Below are 19,467 nucleotides of genomic sequence, written 5' to 3' on the forward strand. Positions count from 1 at the left end.
TGAAATAGAAGACCAACCGAGCAGGCAATGCGCGGGTCCGCTGTTCCCGACGCCAATACTGGTCAATGACCCGATCGACCAACTCCACCGGAAACGTCCGAGTCAGCACACCAACCGCAGCTCGGTCGGCCAGACCGCCGCCCTCGCGCACACCCAACCCAAGATCCACCACCGCAGGCTACAGCCCCGCCATGACCTAACCGACCGGCATTGGGCCTAGGCGAGCAGGTACGGGATGTCGGCCACCGACGGGAGCAGGTGGGTGTGGCGCTCCCGGCCGAGGGTCTCGGCGTCTTGGGCGCCGGTGAGCACGCCGAGCACGTAGCGCGCGCCCGCGTTGGTGCCCGCGCGCAGGTCGAGGATGGTGTCGCCCGCGGTGAGGACGGCGTCGGCGCGCAGGACGCCGGTGGCCTCCATGGCGTGGAAGATCATGTACGGTGCGGGCCTGCCCGCCGCGACCTCGTCGGCGGTGACCAGCGCGTCGATCGCGGCGCCGACCTGCCAGCCCAGCACGTCGAGGATGCCCTCGGCGACGTCGCGGGAGAAACCCGTGGTCAGGGCCACCTGCACGCCTCGGGCACGCAGCTCGGCCAGCGCCGACTCGACACCGGGCAGGGCCGTGGGCGGTTCGGCCTCGTAGGCGGCGGCGAGGCGCGCGCGGAAGTCGTCGAACACCGTCTCGACCTCGGCCGGGGCGCCCGCGAGCAGGGCCGCGATGGCCTCGCGCTTGTCCGCGCCCATCCAGCGCCGGATGTCGGCCTCGGGCACGGGGCGGCCCGCGGCGGCGGCGACCGCGTCGGCCAGCGCCCGGTACACCGCGCCGCTCTCCTGCACGGTGGTGCCCGCCATGTCGAGTGCGACCAGCTCGATGGTCACGAGGTCTCCTTGAGTACGTGTTGGCCCGCGCGGCCCGTCTGGGCGTTGTCGATGGTGAAGGTGACGAGGTCCGGTCGGTAGCGGTCGTCGCCGTACTCGACCCGGGCGCCGGTGGCGTCGGTGGCGCGGCGGCGTTCCCGCAGCAGCGGCGCGCCCTCCGCGATGGTGAGGTGTTCGGCGTCGACCGCGTCGGCGCCGATCGCGTCGATGGTGTGCCGGGCCGCGCGCAGGTCGACGCCGCGGCCGAGCAGGTGCTCGTAGATCGAGCCGGAGTCGGGGTCGAAGTCGAACAGCAGCCGCCCGACCGGCTCGACGAAGCTGCTGCGCTCCAGCATGGTCGGGATGCCGTCGAGCAGCCGCAGCCGCAGCACCTCGACGACCGGCGCGCCCTCGTCGATGCCCAGCGCGTCGGCGGCGACCGGGCTGGCGCCGCGGCGGGCGACCTCGATGGTGCGCTGCCCCGGTTCGCGGCCCATCTCGCGGGCCCAGCGGGTGAAGGAGAGGAACGTCTCGAACGGCTGGGCGACCGCGGCCTGCCGCACGACCGGCGGTTTACCCTGGCCACCGCCGATCAGGCCCTCGTTGCGCAGCGCGGCGAGCGCCTGGCGGACGGTGCCGCGCGAGGCGGTGAACTCCTCGCAGAGTTGCGCTTCCGACGGCAGGGCGGCGCCGACCGGCAGTTGGCCTCGGCTGATCCGGCCGCGCAGGGCGTCGGCCACCCTCAGGTGCAGCGGTGGGGTCACGGACTTGACCATACGAGTCGAGGACACCCCGCTGTCAAGTTCTGTGGTGCACGGCTCTGAACAGGGTTAACAACGCGGAAACTTGTCTGAACAAGTGGCGCTCACCCCTTGTGATCAAGGCGGGTGGCACCGCACCTTTCTCGGCATGGCACCCCGTACACCTCCCACCGGGCACGTCGACCTCGCCATCGTCGGCGCGGGCGTCGTCGGCCTCGCGCACGCGGTCGAGGCGGTCGAGCGCGGGCTCTCCGTCGTGGTCCTCGACCGCGACGAGCGGGCCGTCGGCGCCTCGGTGCGCAACTTCGGCCACATCTGCCTGACCGCCCAGCACGGGCCCGCGCTCGAGTACGGGCTCGCCGCCCGCGAGCGGTGGCTGGCGATGGCGGCCAAGGCGGGGTTCTGGGTGTCGGAGGCGGGCACGGTCGTCGCGGCCCGCACCGCCGACGAGCACGCCGTGCTCGCCGAGTTCGCCGCCGAACGGGGCGATCAGGTCCACCTGCTCGACGCGGCCGGGGTGCGGTCGAAGCTGCCCCGGGTGTCCGACGAGGTCACCGGGGGCGCGTGGCTGCCGCTCGACCTGCGCGTGGACCCGCGCGAGGCGATCCCCGCGCTGGCCGCGTGGCTGGCCGCGCAGGGCGTCGACTTCCGTTGGCACACCTCGGCAACCGGGGTGGAGACCGGTGCGGTGCACACCACGCGCGGCACCGTCACCGCCGACCGCGTGGTGGTGGCGGTCGGGCACGACGTCGACCGGCTGCTGCCCGGTGTCGCCGAGGCGGCGGGCGTGCGGCGGTGCCTGCTGCAGATGCTCGAAGTGTCCACACCGGACTCGGTGGTGTTCGACCCGGCGGTCCTGACCGGGCTGTCGATGGTGCGCTACGCGGGTTTGCGCGCGTGCCCGTCCGCCGACGAGGTCCAGCGCAGGCTCGCCGCCGACCACCCGGACCTGCTCGAGGTCGTCATGAACCTGATGTTCACCCAACGCCCGGGCGGCGACCTGGTGATCGGCGACACCCACGCCTACGCCACCACCCACGGCCCCTTCGACGACGAGGCCACCGCCGACCTCGTGCTCCGCGAAACCGCCCGGCTGCTCGGCGTCGACCGGCTCACCGTGCGCAGGCGCTGGCGCGGCGTCTACGCGTCGGCCGACGCGGAGTTCCTCGTCGCCCAACCGTTCCCCGGCGTCCGCGTGGTCTCGGTGACCTCGGGCATCGGCATGACCACCGCCTTCGGGCTCGCCCCCACCGTGCTCGACGACCTGCTGCGCTGACTTCCCCTCTTCCCCGCCCGGCATCGTCCCCGACTTGGCGAGCCGGCGCGATCCCCGCTCCCCGCTCACACCTGAACCACAGGAGTTCCCCACCATGAAGCGCATCGTCGCTCTCGCCGTCGCCGCGGGCCTCGCCCTCACCGCGTGCGGCAGCGAGGAACCCGCCAAGCCCGCGGCCGCGTCGTCCGCGTGCCCCAACGGCGAGGTCAAGTTCGGCATCGAGCCGTACGAGGACCCCGCCAAGCTCACCCCGGCCTACCAGGTGCTCACCGGCGCGCTGGAGCGCGGCCTGAACTGCGAGGTCAAGCTGCAGATCGTGCAGGACTACTCGGCCGAGGTGCTGGCCATGCAGAACGGCAAGCTGGAGCTGGCCCAGTTCGGCCCGCTCGGCTTCGTCTTCGCCAACCGCCGCGCCGGCGCCGAGCCGCTGGTCTCCTTCGGTGACGCGCAGGGCAAGCTGACCAGCTACCAAGCGGGCATCTGGGTCCCCGCGGACTCGGCCGTCAAGTCGATCGCGGACCTGCGCGGCAAGACCCTCGCGCTGTCCGAGCCCGGCTCCACCTCCGGCGACGCGCTGCCCCGCGCGGCCATGGCCAAGCTGGGCCTGGACAAGACCTCGGTCAAGCTCGACTACGCGGGCGGGCACCCGGAGGCGCTGCTGGCGCTGACCAACGGCAAGGTCGAGGCCGCCGAGATCAACACCCAGCAGCTGGCCACGGCCAAAGCGGCGGGCAAGTTCGACGAGAGCAAGTTCCGCCAGATCTGGTCGTCGGACCCGATCCCGAACGACCCGATCACCGTCGCGGGCGCGGCCGACCCGGCCTTCAAGGAAGCCGTCCGCAAGGCGCTGCTCAACCTCAAGCCGGACGAGGTCGCCCAGGTCGGCAAGCTGCTCGACGTCGACCCGGCGGGCCCGATGGTGGCCGTGGACAAGAACACCTACCAGCCGCTGTTCGACCTGGCCGACACCCTCGGGCTGACCGAAGGCGACGTGTGATCTCCTACGACCGGCAGGCGGGAGGGTCCAGGCCCCTCCCCGCCTGCCCCACTCCTCCCGAGCAGCAGCTGACCCCGTTGGACACCGCGCTCTCGGTGAGCGGGCTGCGCAAGTCCTACGGCGACCGGCAGGTGCTCAAGGGCGTCGACTTCGCGGTCGCGCCCGGCGAGCTGGTGGTCCTGTTGGGCGCCAACGGGTCCGGCAAGTCGACGGCGCTGCGCTGCGTCGTGGGGCTGGCCGAGGCGGACGCGGGTGAGATCCGGCTGGCCGGGCGGCGGCTGCGCGGGCTCGGCGGTGCCGAGCTGGCCAAGGCGCGGCGCGCGGCGGCCATGGTCTTCCAGCAGATCCACCTGGTGCGCAGGCGAAGCGCGCTGGACAACGTGTGCGCGGGCGGGCTCGCCGGGCTGCCGCTGTCGCGGTCGCTGGCCCCCGCGTTCTTCCCGCGCGAGTTGCGGGAGCGCGCGATGGCGTGCCTGCAACGGGTAGGGCTCGCCGACCGCGCGCACGACCGGGCGGGGAGCCTGTCCGGCGGGCAGCAGCAGCGGGTCGCCGTGGCGCGGGCGTTGTGCCAGGGGGCCGAGGTGCTGCTGGCCGACGAGCCGGTGTCCGCTCTGGACCCGGCCGCCGCGACCCAGGTCATGGCGCTGCTGGCGGAACTCGCGCGGCGCGACGGGTTGGCGGTGGCGGCCGTGCTGCACCAGCCGGACCTGGCGCGCGAGCACGCGGACCGGGTGATCGGGTTGGTCGACGGCGAGATCCGCTTGTCCTGCCACGCTTCCGCACTGTCCGAATCGGACATCGATGCGCTCTACCAGTCGGAGGACTCGTGACCACCACCGAACGCCCGCGCGTGCCGGTGCCCGCGCGCGACCGGAAACCGTTCTACCTCGGTGTCGTCGTGGTCGCCGTCGTGCTCGGCGCAGCGCACGTCGGCGCGTGGCGGGTCACCGAGTTCTCCCCCGGCGCGCTGGTCGACGGCTGGCACGGGATGATCCGGTTCCTCGGCGAGGCGCTGCCGCCGGACCTGGACTGGGCTTCCGTGGTCCAGCCGGGCCTGGAGGCGTGCTTGACCACCCTGGCCATCGGGCTGCTCGGCACCACGCTGTCGGTCCCGGCGGCGCTGCTGCTGGCGGTGCTCGGCACGCGCGGCCGGAACCGGGTGGTGTACCAGGTCTCGCGGTCGGTCATGTCGCTGCTGCGCGCGGTGCCGGACGTGGTGTTCGCGCTGATCTTCGTGACCGCGGTCGGGCTCGGGCCGTTCGCCGGCGTGCTGGCGCTGATCTGCCACAACGTGGGCGTGATGGGCAAGCTGTGGTCGGAGGCGATGGAGGAGGTCGACCCGGGTCCCGCCGACGCGCTGCGGGTGGCGGGGGCGCGGGAGTCGCAGGTGGTGGCCAACGCCGTGCTGCCCGCGGTGGTGCCGTCGCTGGTCGGGCTGCTGCTGTACCGCTTCGACGTCAACGTGCGCTCGTCGCTGGTGCTCGGGCTGGTGGGCGCGGGCGGGGTCGGGTTCCTGATCAACCAGTCGATCCAGCTGTTCGCCTTCGACGAGATGGCGACCTACATCCTGATGGTGCTGGTCCTGATCATCGCCGTCGACCTGCTCAGCGCGGCGGTGCGCCGACGACTGGCCGAATGACGTCTCATCGAACGGGGAAGCGATTACCCCCGTTCGGGTGACTACTGAATGTTCAAGTAACAGTTCGTTGCCAGATACGCGATGCACCCCGCACACGGCTTGGTCCAGAGGGGAGCTTGAGATGTCCACACGGGTGAAGTCCGTAGTGATCACATCCCTGCTCGGCGCCGCCCTGCTCGCGGGCTGCGGCAACCAGGCCGGTGTCACGGCGACGGGCAGCGCACCGCCCGCCACCCCGGCCGCGGGGTCCACGACCACCGAACGCCCAACCACCACGACACCTCCCGCGCCGGCGCAAGCCACGGTGTCCGAAGTGGTCGACGCCCGAACCGTCCTGACCTCGGCGGGCGCGCGGGTCGTGGTGGCGGGCCTCGCGGCCCCGGGGGACTGCTGGCAGGCCGCGGCGGTCGCGTTCGCCAAGGACACGTTGGTGGGCAAGCCGATCCAGCTGACGAACGCGGGTTCGGCCCTGCTCGCGGACGGCACTGACTTCGCGGCCCTGGCCATCGGCAAGGGCATGGGCAAGGCCACGGCCGTCGCCACCACGGCGTTGACCGACGCCCAAGCCGCCGCCCAGTCAGCAGCCCTCGGCCTCTGGGGCGCGCCGTGCAACGGCTCGGACGCTCCCCCGGCCCCACCCGCTCCCCCGGCGCCGCCCAAGACGACCACCGCCGCCCCCAGGGCAGCCGCGCCACCCGAGACGACGACGGAAGAAGAACCCGCCCCCAAACCCGCCGCCTACTACAAGAACTGCGACGCGGCCCGAGCAGCCGGCGCGGCCCCCTTGTACACGGGCGACCCCGGCTACCGCGCCGCCCTGGACCGCGACCACGACGGCGTGGCCTGCGAATAGCCGCTAGGCGAGCCGGTACCGCAACGAGTCGATCTGGTCCTGCCGCACGTCCTCGACCGTGAGCCCCGGGTCCCCGATGTGCGCCTGCGCGATCACCGCCGGATCCGGCTGCGCCGACGCGTCCAGCCAGGACTCGGGCTGCCACACCCTGGACCGCACAAAAGCCTTGGGGCAGTGCGTGAACACCTCCTCGGGCCGCACCACCAACGCGGCCCGCGGCGGGTTCCCCACCGCGGTCAACCCCGCGAGCAACTCGGCCCGCACAGAAACACAAGCCCGCCCATTGACCCGCAACGTCTGCCCACGACCGGGAATGATGAAGACCAATCCCACCCGCCCCGTGGCAACCACGTTGCGAAAGGTGTCCAACCGACGATTCCCGGTGGCATCGGGGATGACCACGTCCCCACTGTCCAAAACAGACACAAACCCCGGCGGCCCACCCCGCGGCGTGGCGTCGCACCGCCCATCGGCCCCGAAACTGGCCACGAACACCATGGACGAGCAGGCGATGAACTCCCGAGCCAGCTCATCCACCCCGGAGATCTCCTTGGCCCGGGCATTCGCCTTCGGGTCCTCGTAGATCGAGCGGAGTTCTTCCTCGGAGGCAACGGCGTCAGCGAAGAGGTCCACTCCCGCCACGCTAGCCCGCCCCGGACCACCCCGTCCTGTGCTTTTCCTCGCCCTCCCGCACAGCAAAGAGCCCTGGTTGCCCCGAACGGGGCAACCAGGGCTCTCGACCTGTGGAGCCGCCTAAGGGAATCGAACCCTTGACCTGTTCATTACGAGCGGCTCGCGGCTGTTTGTTCACCTCGACAAACAGGCTGGTCAGCCACCGCGCATCGTCCTAGACAGTCCACGGCGATCCACGGCGATCTAGGGCCGTAGTCACTCGCTTCGTCGCTCACCGCCACCCCGGCAAACCAGGAAGAGCGGCCGGGACACCCCGGCGGTGTCCCGGCCGCTTGTCCGTGAACCCCGCCCCAGGCAGGTGAAGCGTGACAGCGCGCGGAGCTGTCACCGTCAATGTCACTCTCGTTTTCCCAGGTCACCCTGTGCGGTGTGTCAGAGTGACAGGTGTGACACGCGCCCGGTAGAGCCCACGGGTCATTCGAGGGCGTCCAATCCATCGCCGCGTTGCCTGAGCGCGCGAAGGTCGCGTTGGAGCTGGTCGACGTCCCAACGGGCGTGACCTCCTACCGTCTCGCTTGCCGGGGTGACGAGTCCCGCGCGCCACCAGGCCCGCAGCGTCTCTCGGCTGATCCCGAGTTCTCTCGCTGCGTCTCCGGTTGACACGAGACGTACGGCCACGGGACACAGCCTGCCTGGCATTTCTGGCGTTTGTCCTGGTCACCTGGCGTTAGTGGCGGATCTGGCGATTCTGGCGTTTACTGATGGTTGTCAGGGCTAGCTTTCGACTCGAAAGGGTGCCGTCGTGCGGCTCCTGTGGTGTACCCGCGACCGCCTGGTTCACCTCTGGGTGTCCCCTGACCCCGTGCCTGGCCGCGTCAAGGAGACCATATGCGGCTTGAGCATTCCCGTAGAACTCATCTACGACCGGCGCGGCAGGGTCTGCGCTAGATGCTTGCGTGCTGTTTCAGACATGTCCTGCCGTGCTAAAGCTCACGAGTCATCGTTCATCTCGTTTAAGGCCATCTAGCATCTCTTTCAAGTCAGTAACGTAGGGCGTCGCCCGATGTATTACTAGCAGATCTTTTCGCCATTTACCGATTTCGTCAATAGCATCCCATAGGAATATGCCATTGTTGCCAAAATAGCCCTTATGGACGAATGACTCCAGCTCGTTGGAAATTTGGGTTAGACAGTACTCCCATGAATCGCGCGTAAGCGAATGACTAAACAGCCGTGGTATCCATACGTCTGCCTCGGTGATATGCCAGCGTCCTTCAAGCTCAAGCACTCTAGGACGTACGTAGTTTTGTAGAAAATTCCATCGCGCCTCCATATACGGGCGAACCAGTTCGCGTTCCGTTGCGGTTGGAAGATACTTCCCGAAAGCGGCTTTGGTCTCCTTTAGATCGGCCAAGAGCTCTTGTATTGCTGCTTTCAGCTCGTTCGATGCTGGCCTTCTTGCGGATTCTTGCGGATCCACGAGCGACCAATTCCGCTCGTCCCTCGCTCGCGCATAGGCAGGCAGTAGAACGCGCACTTTAGGCTCGATAGCTTCTGCGGCCCCGGCGAGGTCTTTATATAGGTCGAAACCGTTAGGATAATTCAGAATCTGCGCATCCAGTAAGGTCATCACCTCCTCTATTGAGGCTATCGCGAGATTCATCGTCGAGCGCCACTGGGCCTGCTCTGTCGCTCGACTGATCACATTTTGCAGTACCAAAAGCGCAATCGGTACGCCAATTAACGCTCCGCATGCCGCTGACAATATGTTTGTTAGAAATGGCGCATTCTGCAAGGGGTGGGAGCTGGTGAAGTCGAGAATTACTCCGATTATGGCAGATGTTAGTCCCGTAAGGCCGCACACGATTATCGCAATTGTGGTTTTTCGACCATACCGAGCCGCTCTTTTGGTGCCGCCCATCTCTTCTCCTTGGTGTCATCCGATTCTCCCACGGTTGGAGTCGGGCGCGTATCTAAGCTGGATGAGTGTGCGCCTGTGGACCCTCTACTGCGACCGCTCGATGAGCTATGTAGCGATGCGAGCCGGTATTGAGTAGAGAATACCTTCCGTTCGTGCGTCCTCGGCTCAAGTCTGTCTATCGACCCTTATCTTTGAAGGGTGTCGGGTTGATATCTGGACCCTTGACATTCGGATCGTAGTTCGAAACTTCTTTCTCGAATAGGGTTGCGCTTGGGGTCCAATGGTCGCTCACAGTTCTCACGTACTTGAACCCGAGCGATTCGTAGTACTCATGCAGAGACTTGTTGGTGTTCCACGCATCCAAGACCAGGTACTGGCGCCCGTGTGAACGAGCCAGATCTTCCGCAAAGGCGATCATCTCCTTGCCGATTCCTTGGCCAGCGTGGCTGCGAGGAACCATCATCCGATGGACAATATAGGACTTGCTTAGTTCGTCACCGGTCCACAAGCCTTCGTCGGGCACCAGGTCAATTGCGATGGTTCCAACCGGCTCACCGGAATTGTCAAGGGCGAGCCAGGTCTCTCCTGCCTCAATGGACCTGCTGATGCGACGTTGGAACTCATCGCGAGAGAGGCCAGTACTGTCCCACTGGTCGCTGCCCTTGCTGTGAATCCAGTCGGTCACCTCCCAGCGCCAGTCGGTGATGAGGTCCATGTCGGCGACTGTGGCACGGCGGAACTGCATCCTAGGCCCCTTCACTGTTGTCAGTGAGATGGGTGATGATGTTTCTGTCGGCCGGAAGGATTTCGACGGTAAGTCGAGTGACTACATCCTTGGCGGTCGCGAGTCGACGGAACAGCAAGACGGAAACACCTGGTGCTAGGTCGAACCGTTCGCGTTCATCGGCTCTGGCTGGGCGGCTGCTGATTTCGTGGACGATTCGGTCCTCGACGTAGCCGCGTGCGGCCATTCGTCGCACCGTTCCTTCGGCGATATCGGTCGGCGTGTCGAGCCCGCATGCCTTGGCTATCTCGTACGGGTAGAACGTGGTCTGCACGGACCAGGGGATGTCGTTGACGTAACGGAACATCTCGCGCACGACGACGAGGTCATTGACGGCGACGTTCAACCTGTCCGCGATGACGACAGTGGCGGGTTCTATGCGGAATTTGAAGTCTTGACTGGGCTCCCGGCCGGACTCCCGAACCACAGAAGACCAGGTGTCCGTCACTGTGCCCGTACGGTCCCGTCGTCGCGGGTGTTCGGCGTCAACGTTGTACTCAAGCAGGGGGAGCCGTCGGATGTAGGTTCCCGCCCGGCCGCGTGTCTCGATCAACCCTTCGGCGGCGAGTCCTGCCAGGGCAGCCCGGATCGTTCCTCGCCCCGACTGGTAGTGGTCTGCGAGCTCGGGCTCGGTGGGGAGCTTGGCTCCATCCACCAGTTGCACGCCAAGGACCGTCGCCTCAGCCTGGATGGCTTCCCGCAGTTCGTCGGCAAGCTCTTGGTACCTAGGTCCTGGCCCCATGGTCCGCCTCACCCTTTCGATTCGTTCGAACGAATCCTACGCAACCTATTGACACCGGTCCAGCCAGCGCCCTAACGTTCGTATCGTTCGAACGCAACAACGATACGAACCGAAAGGACGATGATCGCAGATGGCAAGTCGACGGTGGTTCGACCCGGAGGGCCGGAGTCGAGCGGACATCGCCGCACTGAGGGTGCCCGAGGCGGAAGGCGGACCGGAGCCCACGACCGCGTTGTTGGACGGGTCCGCCCGGGCACGGCGGGAGCGCCGCGAGATGAACCGGGCGTTGGCAGCCGCGGTTCGTGTGTTGCCGGTGGCGGACCAGGAGGTTGTGTGGGGTGAGGCGGCGTGAAGCGTGGCGGTTCTGTGCGCTTCGCTGTTGCCGAGTTGGGTCCTGCCCTGCGGCTGGTGTACCGGCCTCGCTGGGTGTCCGATCACCACCCGTGGGTGCCGGTCAACGGTGCCCCGTGGCGCTACAGCCACCGGGAGGTCACCGAGACCGCTGTCGATGGTTCGGTGACGGTCTCGTGAGCGCCACGGTGGTCCGGTTGCCGTGGAGCGGGCAGCACTGGCCGGGTCGTATGGCCGATGGTGTCCCGACCTTCCGCTATCGCGACGTCCCCCCGGGGCTGGTGACCCGCCGCTGGCTGCGTGCCCGCGGCTTGTGCCCGGGTGGTGCGGACTGGGTGGCGCAGATCCGGTGGCGGCGGGGGCGTCGGTGGGCGGCGCTGTTCCGGCTGGATCTGGCCCGACCGTCTCCGGGCGCCACGACAGCCCAGTTGGTGTCGCTGCGCAAGGCCCACCGAGTGCTGCGCACCTGTACCGCCTGCGGACTGCTTGCCCCTACCGCCTACCCGTCTCCAACGGTCGCCGCTGCTGGCCGTGCGAGCGGGCCACGAACTCCGAGTCCACGAACTGATCACAGGAAGAGCATCGACATGGCCAAGAACAACAGGAACAGCAACTACGACGAGTACGACCCGGAGCAGGACCCGATGTTCGCCGGGATGATCCGGGGCGCCCGCGCCTGCTATCAGCGGGAGATGGCGGACCTGCACGAGCGTTGGGGCAGGTCGGTGGAGTCCGGCGAGTCGGTGACCGACGACTCGTCCGGGACGGGCAGGTGAACACCGCATCGGCCTTCAGGGCCGTGTACGGGATGTGCCCCCGGTCTGGCGCTCGAACCGCCAAGAACGCTCGCCAGACCGGGTCGCTCAACCACCACCAGGCAACCGGTAATGGAGAGGGACAGATGGTATCCGGAAGTTCGGGCGCGGCCGTGGGTCGTGGGCGCTCGATCAGTGTGGTGTCGTTCGGGTTCCTGCACGGTCCGGCCCCGGAGGCGGACGTGGTGGTGGACCTGCGCCGCTACCTGCGGGACCCGGCGCGGATGAGCGCGGACCTGCTCGACCTCGACGGGCGGGACCTGGCGGTGATGCAGGTGGTGCTCGACACCCCGGGCGCGCTGGCCACGGTGCACGAGGTGGTCGCGCTGGTGGAGGCCGCGCCCCGGATGACGTCGGTGGCGTTGGGCTGTGCGGGTGGTCGTCACCGGTCGGTGGCGCTGGCGCTGTGCGTCGGGTGGGGCCTGCGCGGCAAGGGGCTCGACGTCGACGTCACCCACCGGCACGTCCACCTGCCCCGTGTCCTCACCAACGGCGAAGGGCAGAGCCGGTGAACACCGTGGTCATGGCATCACAGATCGAGCTGCCCGACGGGGGTTGCTACGGGGTGCGGATGCGGGTGCCGGTGGGGGAGCGGGTGTACGCGTTCGACCGGCCGCTGATCCCGGTGTCGCAGGTGGCGGCGGTGGCTCCGGACATCACCGTCACCGACCGGGCGATCGAGATCCGCACCGACCGGTGGGGCGTGATCGAGGTCCGCGACCCCCACATCGGCGAGCAGGCCCGGGTGCTGCCGGTGGTCTGCGGTGACCCCGACCTGGCCGCGCGGGTCGCGTCGGCGTTCACCGCCGACTCCGCCATCGGCTGGGACAGCGACGCGGTGGAGCGCGAGGCGTGGTGCCTGTGCTGGATGTCCACCTACCACCACGACCGCAACGGAGGCGCCGCGTGAGGACCCGAACCCACCCCGCCCCGGCCGTGGAGATCGAGCAGGACGAGGCGCTGTGCGAGTGCCGCTGCGGCCAACTGCCCGGCACCCACACCGCCGGTCAGTGCGGCAGCGCCTGACACCCATCCCCTCCTGCCCCGATAGCACCCCAGTTCAGCGAAAGGACGTGCCATGAGCACCCGCGACAACAACGACAAGACGACCCGGCCCGGTGTGAGCGTGGAGGACCTCGACCGACTGATGCAACGCGCGGCCCGCAACGGCGGCGCGATCGAGCGCGACGGCGTCAGCATCCGCGGCGCCCACCCCGGCCACACCGCGACCGTCGTCATCGACGGCGACTTCCACGCCTGACAAGGAGATCGACCATGGACACGACCAAGCTGATCCTCACCGCCGACGCGGTGGTGTTCACTCGCGCCGACGGGCGCTGGCACGTGCTGCTCATCGAACGCAAGTGGGACCCCTTCGAGGGCCGGTGGGCGTTGCCCGGTGGCCACATCGACCCCGGCGAGTCCCCGGACGCGGCCGCGGTGCGGGAGCTGGGGGAGGAAACCGGGCTGCTCATGCCGACCACCGCCGTCAAGGTCGGTGTCTACGACGCACCGGGCCGTGACCCGCGCGGCCGTTACGCCACCCACGCCTACGCCGCCGTTGTCGACGGTATGCCCACCCCGGTCGCCGCCGACGACGCCCGCGCCGCCCGATGGGTGCCGCTGACCGAGGTCACCGCCACCGGGCTGGCGTTCGACCACGGCCGCATCGTCACCGACGCCATGGCGCAGCTCGCCATCTCCTGACTCTGCCCCGGCCCGGTGGTCCTTCCGGCAAGAACGCCCACCGGGCCGGGCCTTCCAACCACCACCTGACTTCTGTGGAGGCGTTACCGATGGTAGCCACGCCCGACAGGACCGCTGAGGTCCTGGCGCGAGTTGACACGATTCTGACCACTCTGATCACCCTGTCTGCCGAGCACGGCCTGTTCGTTGACCACGTGGCCGTCAGCGGCGACGCGCACGTGTTCGTGGACACCTTCGACCGGTTCACCGCCTGGGCGCGGCTGCTGGGTGCCACCAGCCTCGACGCGTGGACCTCCCGCGACCGGGTCACCATCCTGGTCAAGGGGAGGGTCGACGGGATCGACATCACCGTCTTCGGCGAGTTGCCGCACCTGCCGGGCTTGGGGGAGAAGACGGAGCGGTTCCCGCTCGCCGTCCTGGACACCGTCACCGGTGCCGAGATGGCGGTGGCGGCATGACCAGCGCCTACCCCATCACTGTCGATGCGCTGGTCGAGCGGGTCAAGGCTCGTGCGGTCGAGTTGGGTCAGGTGCCCACGCGTAACCGGATCAAGACGGAGTTCAGGGTCGGTGCTCCGAAGGCGAACGCGGTGCTGGCCGAGTTGGAGGCCACCGGGTTCGACCCCGCCGTCCGGCGCCTGCACACGGTCTCGCCCACCGACCCCGCCCCGGAGGACGAGCCAGGCCCAGAGAACGAGCCCGCCGAGCCCGGCCGGGGTCAAGGTGAGCCGGTCACGGCCGACCCGGACGAGCCGGTCACGTCCCCGGTGACGGAAGCGCCCTGGGCGCCTCTGGTCGCCGACGACACGGGAGCCGCGCGGGTGGCCTGCGCCGAGGTCACCGCACCCGTAGACCCGGGTCCCACGGCCGCCCCGCAACCGGGTCCAGTACCGGCGGAGGCCGGGCAGAAGCCGTGGTGGAGTCGGGGACGGTCGCACTCGTTGCCGTTGCTGGTGATCGCGGCGGGGGCGTTCGTGGCGATCTGGGGCGGGTGGGTCGGACTCGGCGAGAAGGCCGGGTTCGGGCTCGTCCGGCTGCTGCCGGGCATCGCCGACGAGTTCGTCATTAACTCGGCGATCACGTTGCCGCTGGGCATGGAGGCGTACGCGGCGTTCGCCCTGCGGGTCTGGTTGACCAGTTCCCGCGCCGCGAAAGGGCGTGGGTTCGCCAAGTGGTCGGCTATCGCCGCGCTGATCCTCGGGGGACTCGGACAGGTTGCGTACCACCTGATGGAGGCTGCCGGGATCACCGTCGCTCCGTGGTGGATCACCACGTTCGTGTCGTGTCTGCCGGTGGCGGTACTCGGATGCGCGGCGGCTCTGCTGCACCTGTGGCGTCAGGACATCGACGGGTCGGACCGGCGATGAACGGGCAGGTCAACAACCCCGTGGACCCGGGTTCGGGGTGGCGGTCGGTGGTGCGTGCGGGCTGGCGCCGGGTGGTGTCGGTGGTGGGGTTCGTCGCGGTGCCGTTGGACGAGTTGGTGACGGCGTGGCTGGGTGTGGCACCGGTGGTGCCGCGTGTGCGGTGGTGGTGCCAACAGGTGGCCTGCGAGTGGCGTGCGTGGCGGTGTGGCGTGATCGACGCCGAAGTGGTTGACGGGGAGAAAGGGGTGTGGCGATGAGCAGCAGGGATCGCAGGATCGGTGAGCTGGCCCGGGTGGAGTTCACCGGGTCGATGGGTGAGGCGATCGGGCACTACTCGGCGGCGTTGCGCACCATCTCGCGTCGCTGGGACACCGAGTTGGGGCTGGCGTCGGCGGACGTGCGGGCGGCTCTGGTGTCGATCCGCGGGTCGTGGCTGGGGCTGGACAAGGCGGCCCGGCGACTGCGGGCACGGCGGGTCGCGCGGCGGTTGCGGCGGGCTCAGTCGCTGGCATCGGCGCTGGCCGACCGCGCCGACCGGTTCCGGGTCCAGTACGCCAGGCAGTTCCTGGTGATGAGCGCCGACGAGGCCAAGGACCGCACCCGCAAGCTGGACAGGAGCGGCGAATGAAGACCGCAGGGGAACGGATCGAGGAGATCGCCGACTGCGAGTTCACCGGGGACCGGGTGGCGGAGCGCATCGCCCGCTACGCCCAACTCACCCAGCGACTCGCCCACGACCTCGCCCGGGAACTGGACATCGCCGAGGAAGCGGCGGAGGCGGCGTTGCGGCGGCTCAAGGGCCACCCGCTGCTGGTGGGGATCGACGTGCGGTTGCGGGCGCGGAAGGTGGCGCGGGAGCTGCGTGAGGCCCGCGATCTGTGCAAGGGCATCTCCGCTGAGGCGGTCGCGTTCAACCTCCAGTTCCGCCGCGAGTTCGCCGAGGCGCTGGACCCGACCCGGGCCGCGAAGACCAAGCACCACCGAGGGGAGGTCGACCTGTGATGCGCCGCAACACCAACGCCGTGACCATGGTCGCCGCCGACGAGGCGACCACACCACGCCTGTGGGCCAAGGTCGGCAGCCAGGCCGGGGTGTTGGCGCCGCCGTGGTTGTTGCTGGCCGGTACCGCCGGTGCCGGGGCGCTCTCGCACGCGGTGTGGGGCGATCCGGGCGAGGTCACCTGGGCCGCGGTCGCCGCGACCCTGGGCACCACCGGCCTGTCCAGCCTGACATGGGCGATCACCCACGCGCGGCGGCTGCTGGGGCGGGTGCACGCCTCCGCCACGGTCGCGGCCACCGGGGCGTGGCTGACCACCGCCACGGTCACCGGCCTGGACTCCGAGGTGGTCACCGGCGCGCTGTGGTGGGGCGGGGCCGGTCTGGCGCTGTCGTGGAACCTGCGGACGGTCATCCGCCGCCTGGACCCCGACCAGCAGGGCGGAGCGGACGCGCTGGCCACCCTGTTCGACAAGGCCAAGGACCAAGCCGGACTCAAGGGCGCCCGCGCCCGGGCCACCCAGGTCACCGACCGCAAGATCAAGGGCGTGGTCGCGCTGGCGCCCGGTGAGGCGACCGTGCACGACGCACAGCGCTCGATCGGCAAACTGGAGTCCGGGATGCAGGTCCCGCCCGGCACGCTGGCGCTGGCCGCCAACCCCGACCGCGCCGACCTGGCCGAGATCACCGTCTCCGACCCGCGTGTGCTGCGCACCCCGATCCCGTGGCCCGGACCGTCCCGGCCTGGCGCGTCCGTCGCCGAACCGTTGCGGGTCGGGGGGTGGCAGGACGGCGACGACGGCGAGTTCATCCTGCCCGGCAGGCACTTGCAGGTCATGGGCATGAGCGGATCGGGCAAGAGCTTCGGCTCGGCCTGGAACACCCTGGCTGAGCTCATGACCCGCCGCGACGTGCAGATCATCGCCATCGACACCAGCAAGGACGAGCAGACTCTCGGTCCGCTCAAGCCCGGCCTGGCGGCCTTGGTGACCGACCAGAACAGCGCGGTCGAGATGCTGCGCAGGCTGCACCGCCAGATCCCCGAGCGCACCAAGACGCTGGGCCGCAACGGCTACAGCAAGTGGTCCGAGGGCTGTGGCATGGACTTCGTGGTGCTGTGGATCGAGGAAGCCTCCAAGTTCCTCGCCGCGCTGTCGGGAAAGGACGAAGAGCGCTTCGAGGAGATCGTCAAGGAAGCCCGCTCCGCCGGAGTGGCCATCGTGCTGTCGCTGCAACGCTCCGACTACACCCAGATGCCCACCCTGGTGCGCGGCCAACTCTCCAAGTGGTGCTTCGGACTGGGCTCCTCCGACGACGCCAAGTGGGGATTGTCCACCCGCCAACAGAAGGTCGACACCGTCGCCCCCGAGGAGTGGGAGGCCAACTACCCCGGCATGTCCTACCTCGACGCACAAGGCGTCTCTGAGAAGCACGCCATGATGCCGCTGCGCTGCTACAGCTGGGGCGAGACCACCTACAGGGACGCCATGGCCGCCCACCTTGCCGAGTACCACCAGCCCCACGCCCCCGACCCGCTCACCGCCCGACTGCTGGGCCCAACCGCCACCGACACCCGAGACACCGACCTCACCGACACCGACGACGAGGACACCGAGGAGTGGGACGTGGCCGCGGACGAGTTGGACGAGGCGGCCCGGCGTGACCCCGAGCTGGCCGACCCCGACACCGCGGTCACCGCCGCCGCGCGGCCCGACACCCCGATCCAGCACCCCACCGCCGAAGAGGCCCAGGCGGTGGAAAGCGACCCGCCCGCCCGGCGGGCCACCCCGGCGCAATCCCGCGCCGCGCTGCACGACTGGCTCACCGAACGCGTCGCGGCCGGACACGACACCTTCACCGCCTCCGACCCCAGCCTCGCCGCGCTGCGCCACCATCTCGGCATGGGACGCTCCTGGACCTACAAGGTCCTCGGGGAACTCCAGGAAGCCGGACGGCTGACCGTCCACAACGGCGTCTACACCATCGAACCCGACACCGACCACACCCCCGACGTCGACACCGGGCAACTCGCCGCCTGACCCCCGCGCGCGGCTGCGCGTAGGACACCCGGCCGCCGTGAAAATGATCTTGTCACGCGGGTGTCACACCCACCCGCGACCGCTGTCACGGCACCTGTCACAGGCGGTGTCACGGCACCTGTCACGACCCGTGACACCGCCTGCGACCTCCCACTCTCCACCCCAACCCCGCCCCGCGCGCCACCCCGACTGTCACGCGCGCCGACCGGCACCACCACCACACATCACCCCCAAGGCCACGCCCCCGGTTCGACGCGCCCAAAAGACCCGAAGGAGTCCCATGACCACCCAGCCCCCCGACCTCGACCCCCACCGACTCCAGGTCGCCATCCACGAACTGGGCCACTACATCGCCTGGCGCGATCTGCCCGGCGCCGGCATCCGCGCCGTGCGCGTCACCGGCCACGGACGCCACACCGAGGGCATCACCACCGTCGACTGGCCCACCGACGACAACGGCGCCCTCGACCACGGCTACCTCGTCGGTCTGCTCGCCGGACGCGAAGCCGACCTGTTCCACAAGCCGCACTCCACCATCCCCTACGACCCCAGAGGCTGCGCGTTCGACCTCGGCCTGTTCCGCCGCGTGCGCCGCCGTCACCAACCCTCCCGGCAATGGTCGGAACACGACCTACGCGCCAGCGCTCGCGCACTGATCCGCGCCCACTGGGCCGAAATCCAACGACTCGCACCACGCCTGGCCCGCCGGGGACGGCTGTAACCCAGGCCCCGCCCCGGAGAGCCGACCGCCGCCCCGTCCGTCCGACTCCGTCTCGAAGGACTCACCATGACTTCCTTGCTGTCTGCCGCGCTCGCCGCCGTCGAACGCGGATGGACCGTGTTCCCGTTGCAGCGCAACGGAAAATTGCCCGCCTTCCACGGGCGCGACCGGTGCCCTCGGACGGGGCCGTGCGTGTCCGGGCACTTGGAGCCGGAGCGGCGGGCGATGGGCGACCCGGAGAAGGTCCGCTGGTACTGGGGCAGCGAGCGGGGCCGTGACTGCAACGTCGGGATCGCCACCGGCCCATCCGGGCTGTGCGTGGTGGACCTGGACATCGCCAAGGCCGACGACCCGCCGCGCCCGGCCGCGTGGGACCTCCCGGGTGTGGGGGACGGGGCCGACGTGTTCACCGTGGTCTGCCAGAGCGCGGGCCAGGAGGTCCCCTGGGACACCTTCACCGCGGCCACTCCCTCCGGCGGCACCCACCTGTACTTCACGGCCCCGGAAGGCGTGGAGTTGCGCTGCACCAACGGGGATCGCGGTCGTGGGCTGGGCTGGAAGGTCGATACCCGCGCGTGGGGCGGGCACGTCGCGGCCCCCGGGTCCACAGTCGACGGCCGCAACTACACCATCACCTACGACCGCGAGCCCGCGCCGCTGCCCGACTGGTTGGTGGCCCGGCTGCTCCCGCCCCCGGCCCCGATCGCTCCCCCGTTGCCCACGCGCGTGGGCGAGTCCCGGCGGGACAAGTACGTCCACGCGGCCGTGGTCGCCGAAACCGCCAAGGTCCGTGACGCCACCCACGACCGCAACGCCACCCTCTACGGCGCCGCTATCGCCCTGGGGCGCCTGGTCGCCGGGGGCGCGCTCACCGAGGACGACGCCCGCACCGCGCTCATGTCCGGCGCCGCCCGCCACATCGGCGTCCGCCGGTTCAGCGAACACGAGGCCCACAAGACCATCACCTCTGGCATGCTCGCCGGAGCCAAGCGACCCCGTCAGGTGGCCTGA

General features: G+C 69.4%; 26 protein-coding genes and 1 pseudogene. 19 read left to right on the forward strand and 8 right to left on the reverse strand.

Annotation, left to right across the window (positions count from 1 at the left end; all coding sequences use genetic code 11):
• The 3 genes from CLV40_RS40595 to CLV40_RS21345 all read right to left on the reverse strand — a co-directional run.
• On the reverse strand, positions 1-172 hold a 172-nt coding region (locus tag CLV40_RS40595; RefSeq protein WP_219824066.1), incomplete at its 3' end, for a transposase domain-containing protein.
• A gap of 44 nt (positions 173-216) precedes the next feature.
• A complete protein-coding gene (locus CLV40_RS21340) occupies positions 217-876 on the reverse strand; it encodes a phosphonatase-like hydrolase (protein WP_245931440.1) in 660 nt (219 codons plus the stop codon).
• Positions 873-1,619, reverse strand: a complete 747-nt coding sequence (locus CLV40_RS21345; RefSeq protein ID WP_245931441.1) for a GntR family transcriptional regulator — start codon at positions 1,617-1,619, stop codon at positions 873-875. Before CLV40_RS21345 ends, CLV40_RS21340 begins: the two co-directional genes overlap by 4 nt.
• A gap of 145 nt (positions 1,620-1,764) precedes the next feature.
• Here CLV40_RS21345 and CLV40_RS21350 point away from each other — a divergent pair, with 145 nt between their 5' ends.
• From CLV40_RS21350 to CLV40_RS39000, 5 genes are all read left to right on the forward strand, one after another.
• A complete protein-coding gene (locus tag CLV40_RS21350; protein ID WP_104480745.1) occupies positions 1,765-2,892 on the forward strand; it encodes a TIGR03364 family FAD-dependent oxidoreductase in 1,128 nt (375 codons plus the stop codon).
• Positions 2,893-2,986: 94 nt separating this feature from the next.
• Positions 2,987-3,889 (forward strand): phosphate/phosphite/phosphonate ABC transporter substrate-binding protein, encoded by a 903-nt coding sequence (locus CLV40_RS21355; protein ID WP_104480746.1) that lies wholly within the window; start codon positions 2,987-2,989, stop codon positions 3,887-3,889.
• Positions 3,886-4,719: a phosphonate ABC transporter ATP-binding protein gene (locus CLV40_RS21360; RefSeq protein WP_245931442.1), complete on the forward strand. Its 834-nt coding sequence runs from the start codon at positions 3,886-3,888 to the stop codon at positions 4,717-4,719. Before CLV40_RS21355 ends, CLV40_RS21360 begins: the two co-directional genes overlap by 4 nt.
• On the forward strand, positions 4,716-5,528 hold the full coding sequence (phnE, locus tag CLV40_RS21365; protein WP_219824059.1) for a phosphonate ABC transporter, permease protein PhnE: 813 nt from the start codon (positions 4,716-4,718) through the stop codon (positions 5,526-5,528). The genes CLV40_RS21360 and phnE overlap by 4 nt, the downstream gene beginning before the upstream one ends.
• Positions 5,529-5,649: 121 nt before the next feature.
• Entirely contained in the window at positions 5,650-6,381 is a 732-nt protein-coding gene (locus CLV40_RS39000) for an excalibur calcium-binding domain-containing protein (protein ID WP_219824060.1), read from the forward strand.
• A 3-nt stretch (positions 6,382-6,384) separates the two neighbouring features.
• On the opposite strand, the gene CLV40_RS21375 is transcribed toward CLV40_RS39000, so the two are convergent.
• The 5 genes from CLV40_RS21375 to CLV40_RS21390 form a co-directional block, all read right to left on the reverse strand.
• Positions 6,385-7,014: an MSMEG_1061 family FMN-dependent PPOX-type flavoprotein gene (locus tag CLV40_RS21375; RefSeq protein ID WP_104480747.1), complete on the reverse strand. Its 630-nt coding sequence runs from the start codon at positions 7,012-7,014 to the stop codon at positions 6,385-6,387.
• Positions 7,015-7,488: 474 nt separating this feature from the next.
• Complete coding sequence (locus tag CLV40_RS21380) at positions 7,489-7,713, reverse strand: MerR family DNA-binding transcriptional regulator (RefSeq protein ID WP_104480748.1); 225 nt, start codon at positions 7,711-7,713, stop codon at positions 7,489-7,491.
• Between the two features lie 298 nt (positions 7,714-8,011).
• Positions 8,012-8,935, reverse strand: coding sequence for a hypothetical protein (locus CLV40_RS37360; RefSeq protein WP_146108159.1), 924 nt, complete (start codon positions 8,933-8,935; stop codon positions 8,012-8,014).
• A 175-nt stretch (positions 8,936-9,110) separates the two neighbouring features.
• The gene (locus tag CLV40_RS21385) at positions 9,111-9,650 is read right to left on the reverse strand and encodes a GNAT family N-acetyltransferase (protein WP_181043642.1); all 540 of its coding nucleotides are present in this window, start codon (positions 9,648-9,650) and stop codon (positions 9,111-9,113) included.
• A 31-nt stretch (positions 9,651-9,681) separates the two neighbouring features.
• Positions 9,682-10,473 (reverse strand): GntR family transcriptional regulator, encoded by a 792-nt coding sequence (locus CLV40_RS21390; RefSeq protein WP_104480750.1) that lies wholly within the window; start codon positions 10,471-10,473, stop codon positions 9,682-9,684.
• Between the two features lie 118 nt (positions 10,474-10,591).
• Here CLV40_RS21390 and CLV40_RS21395 point away from each other — a divergent pair, with 118 nt between their 5' ends.
• The 14 genes and pseudogenes from CLV40_RS21395 to CLV40_RS21460 all read left to right on the forward strand — a co-directional run bounded on the left by CLV40_RS21395 (position 10,592) and on the right by CLV40_RS21460 (position 19,467).
• Entirely contained in the window at positions 10,592-10,813 is a 222-nt protein-coding gene (locus CLV40_RS21395; protein ID WP_104480751.1) for a hypothetical protein, read from the forward strand.
• A gap of 229 nt (positions 10,814-11,042) precedes the next feature.
• A pseudogene (locus CLV40_RS40840) lies at positions 11,043-11,288 on the forward strand (RRQRL motif-containing zinc-binding protein); the annotation flags it as partial.
• Between the two features lie 111 nt (positions 11,289-11,399).
• A complete protein-coding gene (locus CLV40_RS21400) occupies positions 11,400-11,588 on the forward strand; it encodes a hypothetical protein (protein WP_104480752.1) in 189 nt (62 codons plus the stop codon).
• A gap of 179 nt (positions 11,589-11,767) precedes the next feature.
• The gene (locus tag CLV40_RS21405) at positions 11,768-12,139 is read left to right on the forward strand and encodes a RapZ C-terminal domain-containing protein (protein ID WP_181043643.1); all 372 of its coding nucleotides are present in this window, start codon (positions 11,768-11,770) and stop codon (positions 12,137-12,139) included.
• Between the two features lie 11 nt (positions 12,140-12,150).
• Positions 12,151-12,537: a hypothetical protein gene (locus CLV40_RS21410; protein ID WP_146108160.1), complete on the forward strand. Its 387-nt coding sequence runs from the start codon at positions 12,151-12,153 to the stop codon at positions 12,535-12,537.
• 168 nt (positions 12,538-12,705) lie between these two features.
• The gene (locus tag CLV40_RS21415; protein WP_104480755.1) at positions 12,706-12,888 is read left to right on the forward strand and encodes a hypothetical protein; all 183 of its coding nucleotides are present in this window, start codon (positions 12,706-12,708) and stop codon (positions 12,886-12,888) included.
• Between the two features lie 14 nt (positions 12,889-12,902).
• Positions 12,903-13,334, forward strand: a complete 432-nt coding sequence (locus CLV40_RS21420; RefSeq protein WP_104480756.1) for an NUDIX domain-containing protein — start codon at positions 12,903-12,905, stop codon at positions 13,332-13,334.
• Positions 13,335-13,528: 194 nt separating this feature from the next.
• Positions 13,529-13,792: a hypothetical protein gene (locus CLV40_RS21425; protein ID WP_146108161.1), complete on the forward strand. Its 264-nt coding sequence runs from the start codon at positions 13,529-13,531 to the stop codon at positions 13,790-13,792.
• Complete coding sequence (locus tag CLV40_RS21430; RefSeq protein WP_104480758.1) at positions 13,789-14,700, forward strand: ABC transporter permease; 912 nt, start codon at positions 13,789-13,791, stop codon at positions 14,698-14,700. Before CLV40_RS21425 ends, CLV40_RS21430 begins: the two co-directional genes overlap by 4 nt.
• A 253-nt stretch (positions 14,701-14,953) precedes the next feature.
• Positions 14,954-15,328: a hypothetical protein gene (locus tag CLV40_RS21440; RefSeq protein WP_146108162.1), complete on the forward strand. Its 375-nt coding sequence runs from the start codon at positions 14,954-14,956 to the stop codon at positions 15,326-15,328.
• The gene (locus tag CLV40_RS21445; RefSeq protein WP_104480761.1) at positions 15,325-15,702 is read left to right on the forward strand and encodes a hypothetical protein; all 378 of its coding nucleotides are present in this window, start codon (positions 15,325-15,327) and stop codon (positions 15,700-15,702) included. The genes CLV40_RS21440 and CLV40_RS21445 overlap by 4 nt, the downstream gene beginning before the upstream one ends.
• Positions 15,702-17,735 (forward strand): hypothetical protein, encoded by a 2,034-nt coding sequence (locus CLV40_RS21450; RefSeq protein ID WP_146108163.1) that lies wholly within the window; start codon positions 15,702-15,704, stop codon positions 17,733-17,735. Before CLV40_RS21445 ends, CLV40_RS21450 begins: the two co-directional genes overlap by 1 nt.
• 280 nt (positions 17,736-18,015) lie before the next feature.
• Positions 18,016-18,456: a hypothetical protein gene (locus CLV40_RS21455; protein ID WP_104480763.1), complete on the forward strand. Its 441-nt coding sequence runs from the start codon at positions 18,016-18,018 to the stop codon at positions 18,454-18,456.
• A 66-nt stretch (positions 18,457-18,522) separates the two neighbouring features.
• Positions 18,523-19,467 carry a bifunctional DNA primase/polymerase gene (locus CLV40_RS21460; protein ID WP_104480764.1) on the forward strand — a complete coding sequence of 315 codons (945 nt, stop codon included), beginning with the start codon at positions 18,523-18,525 and terminating at the stop codon, positions 19,465-19,467.

The sequence above is a fragment of the Actinokineospora auranticolor genome (assembly GCF_002934265.1).
Taxonomy (GTDB): domain Bacteria; phylum Actinomycetota; class Actinomycetes; order Mycobacteriales; family Pseudonocardiaceae; genus Actinokineospora; species Actinokineospora auranticolor.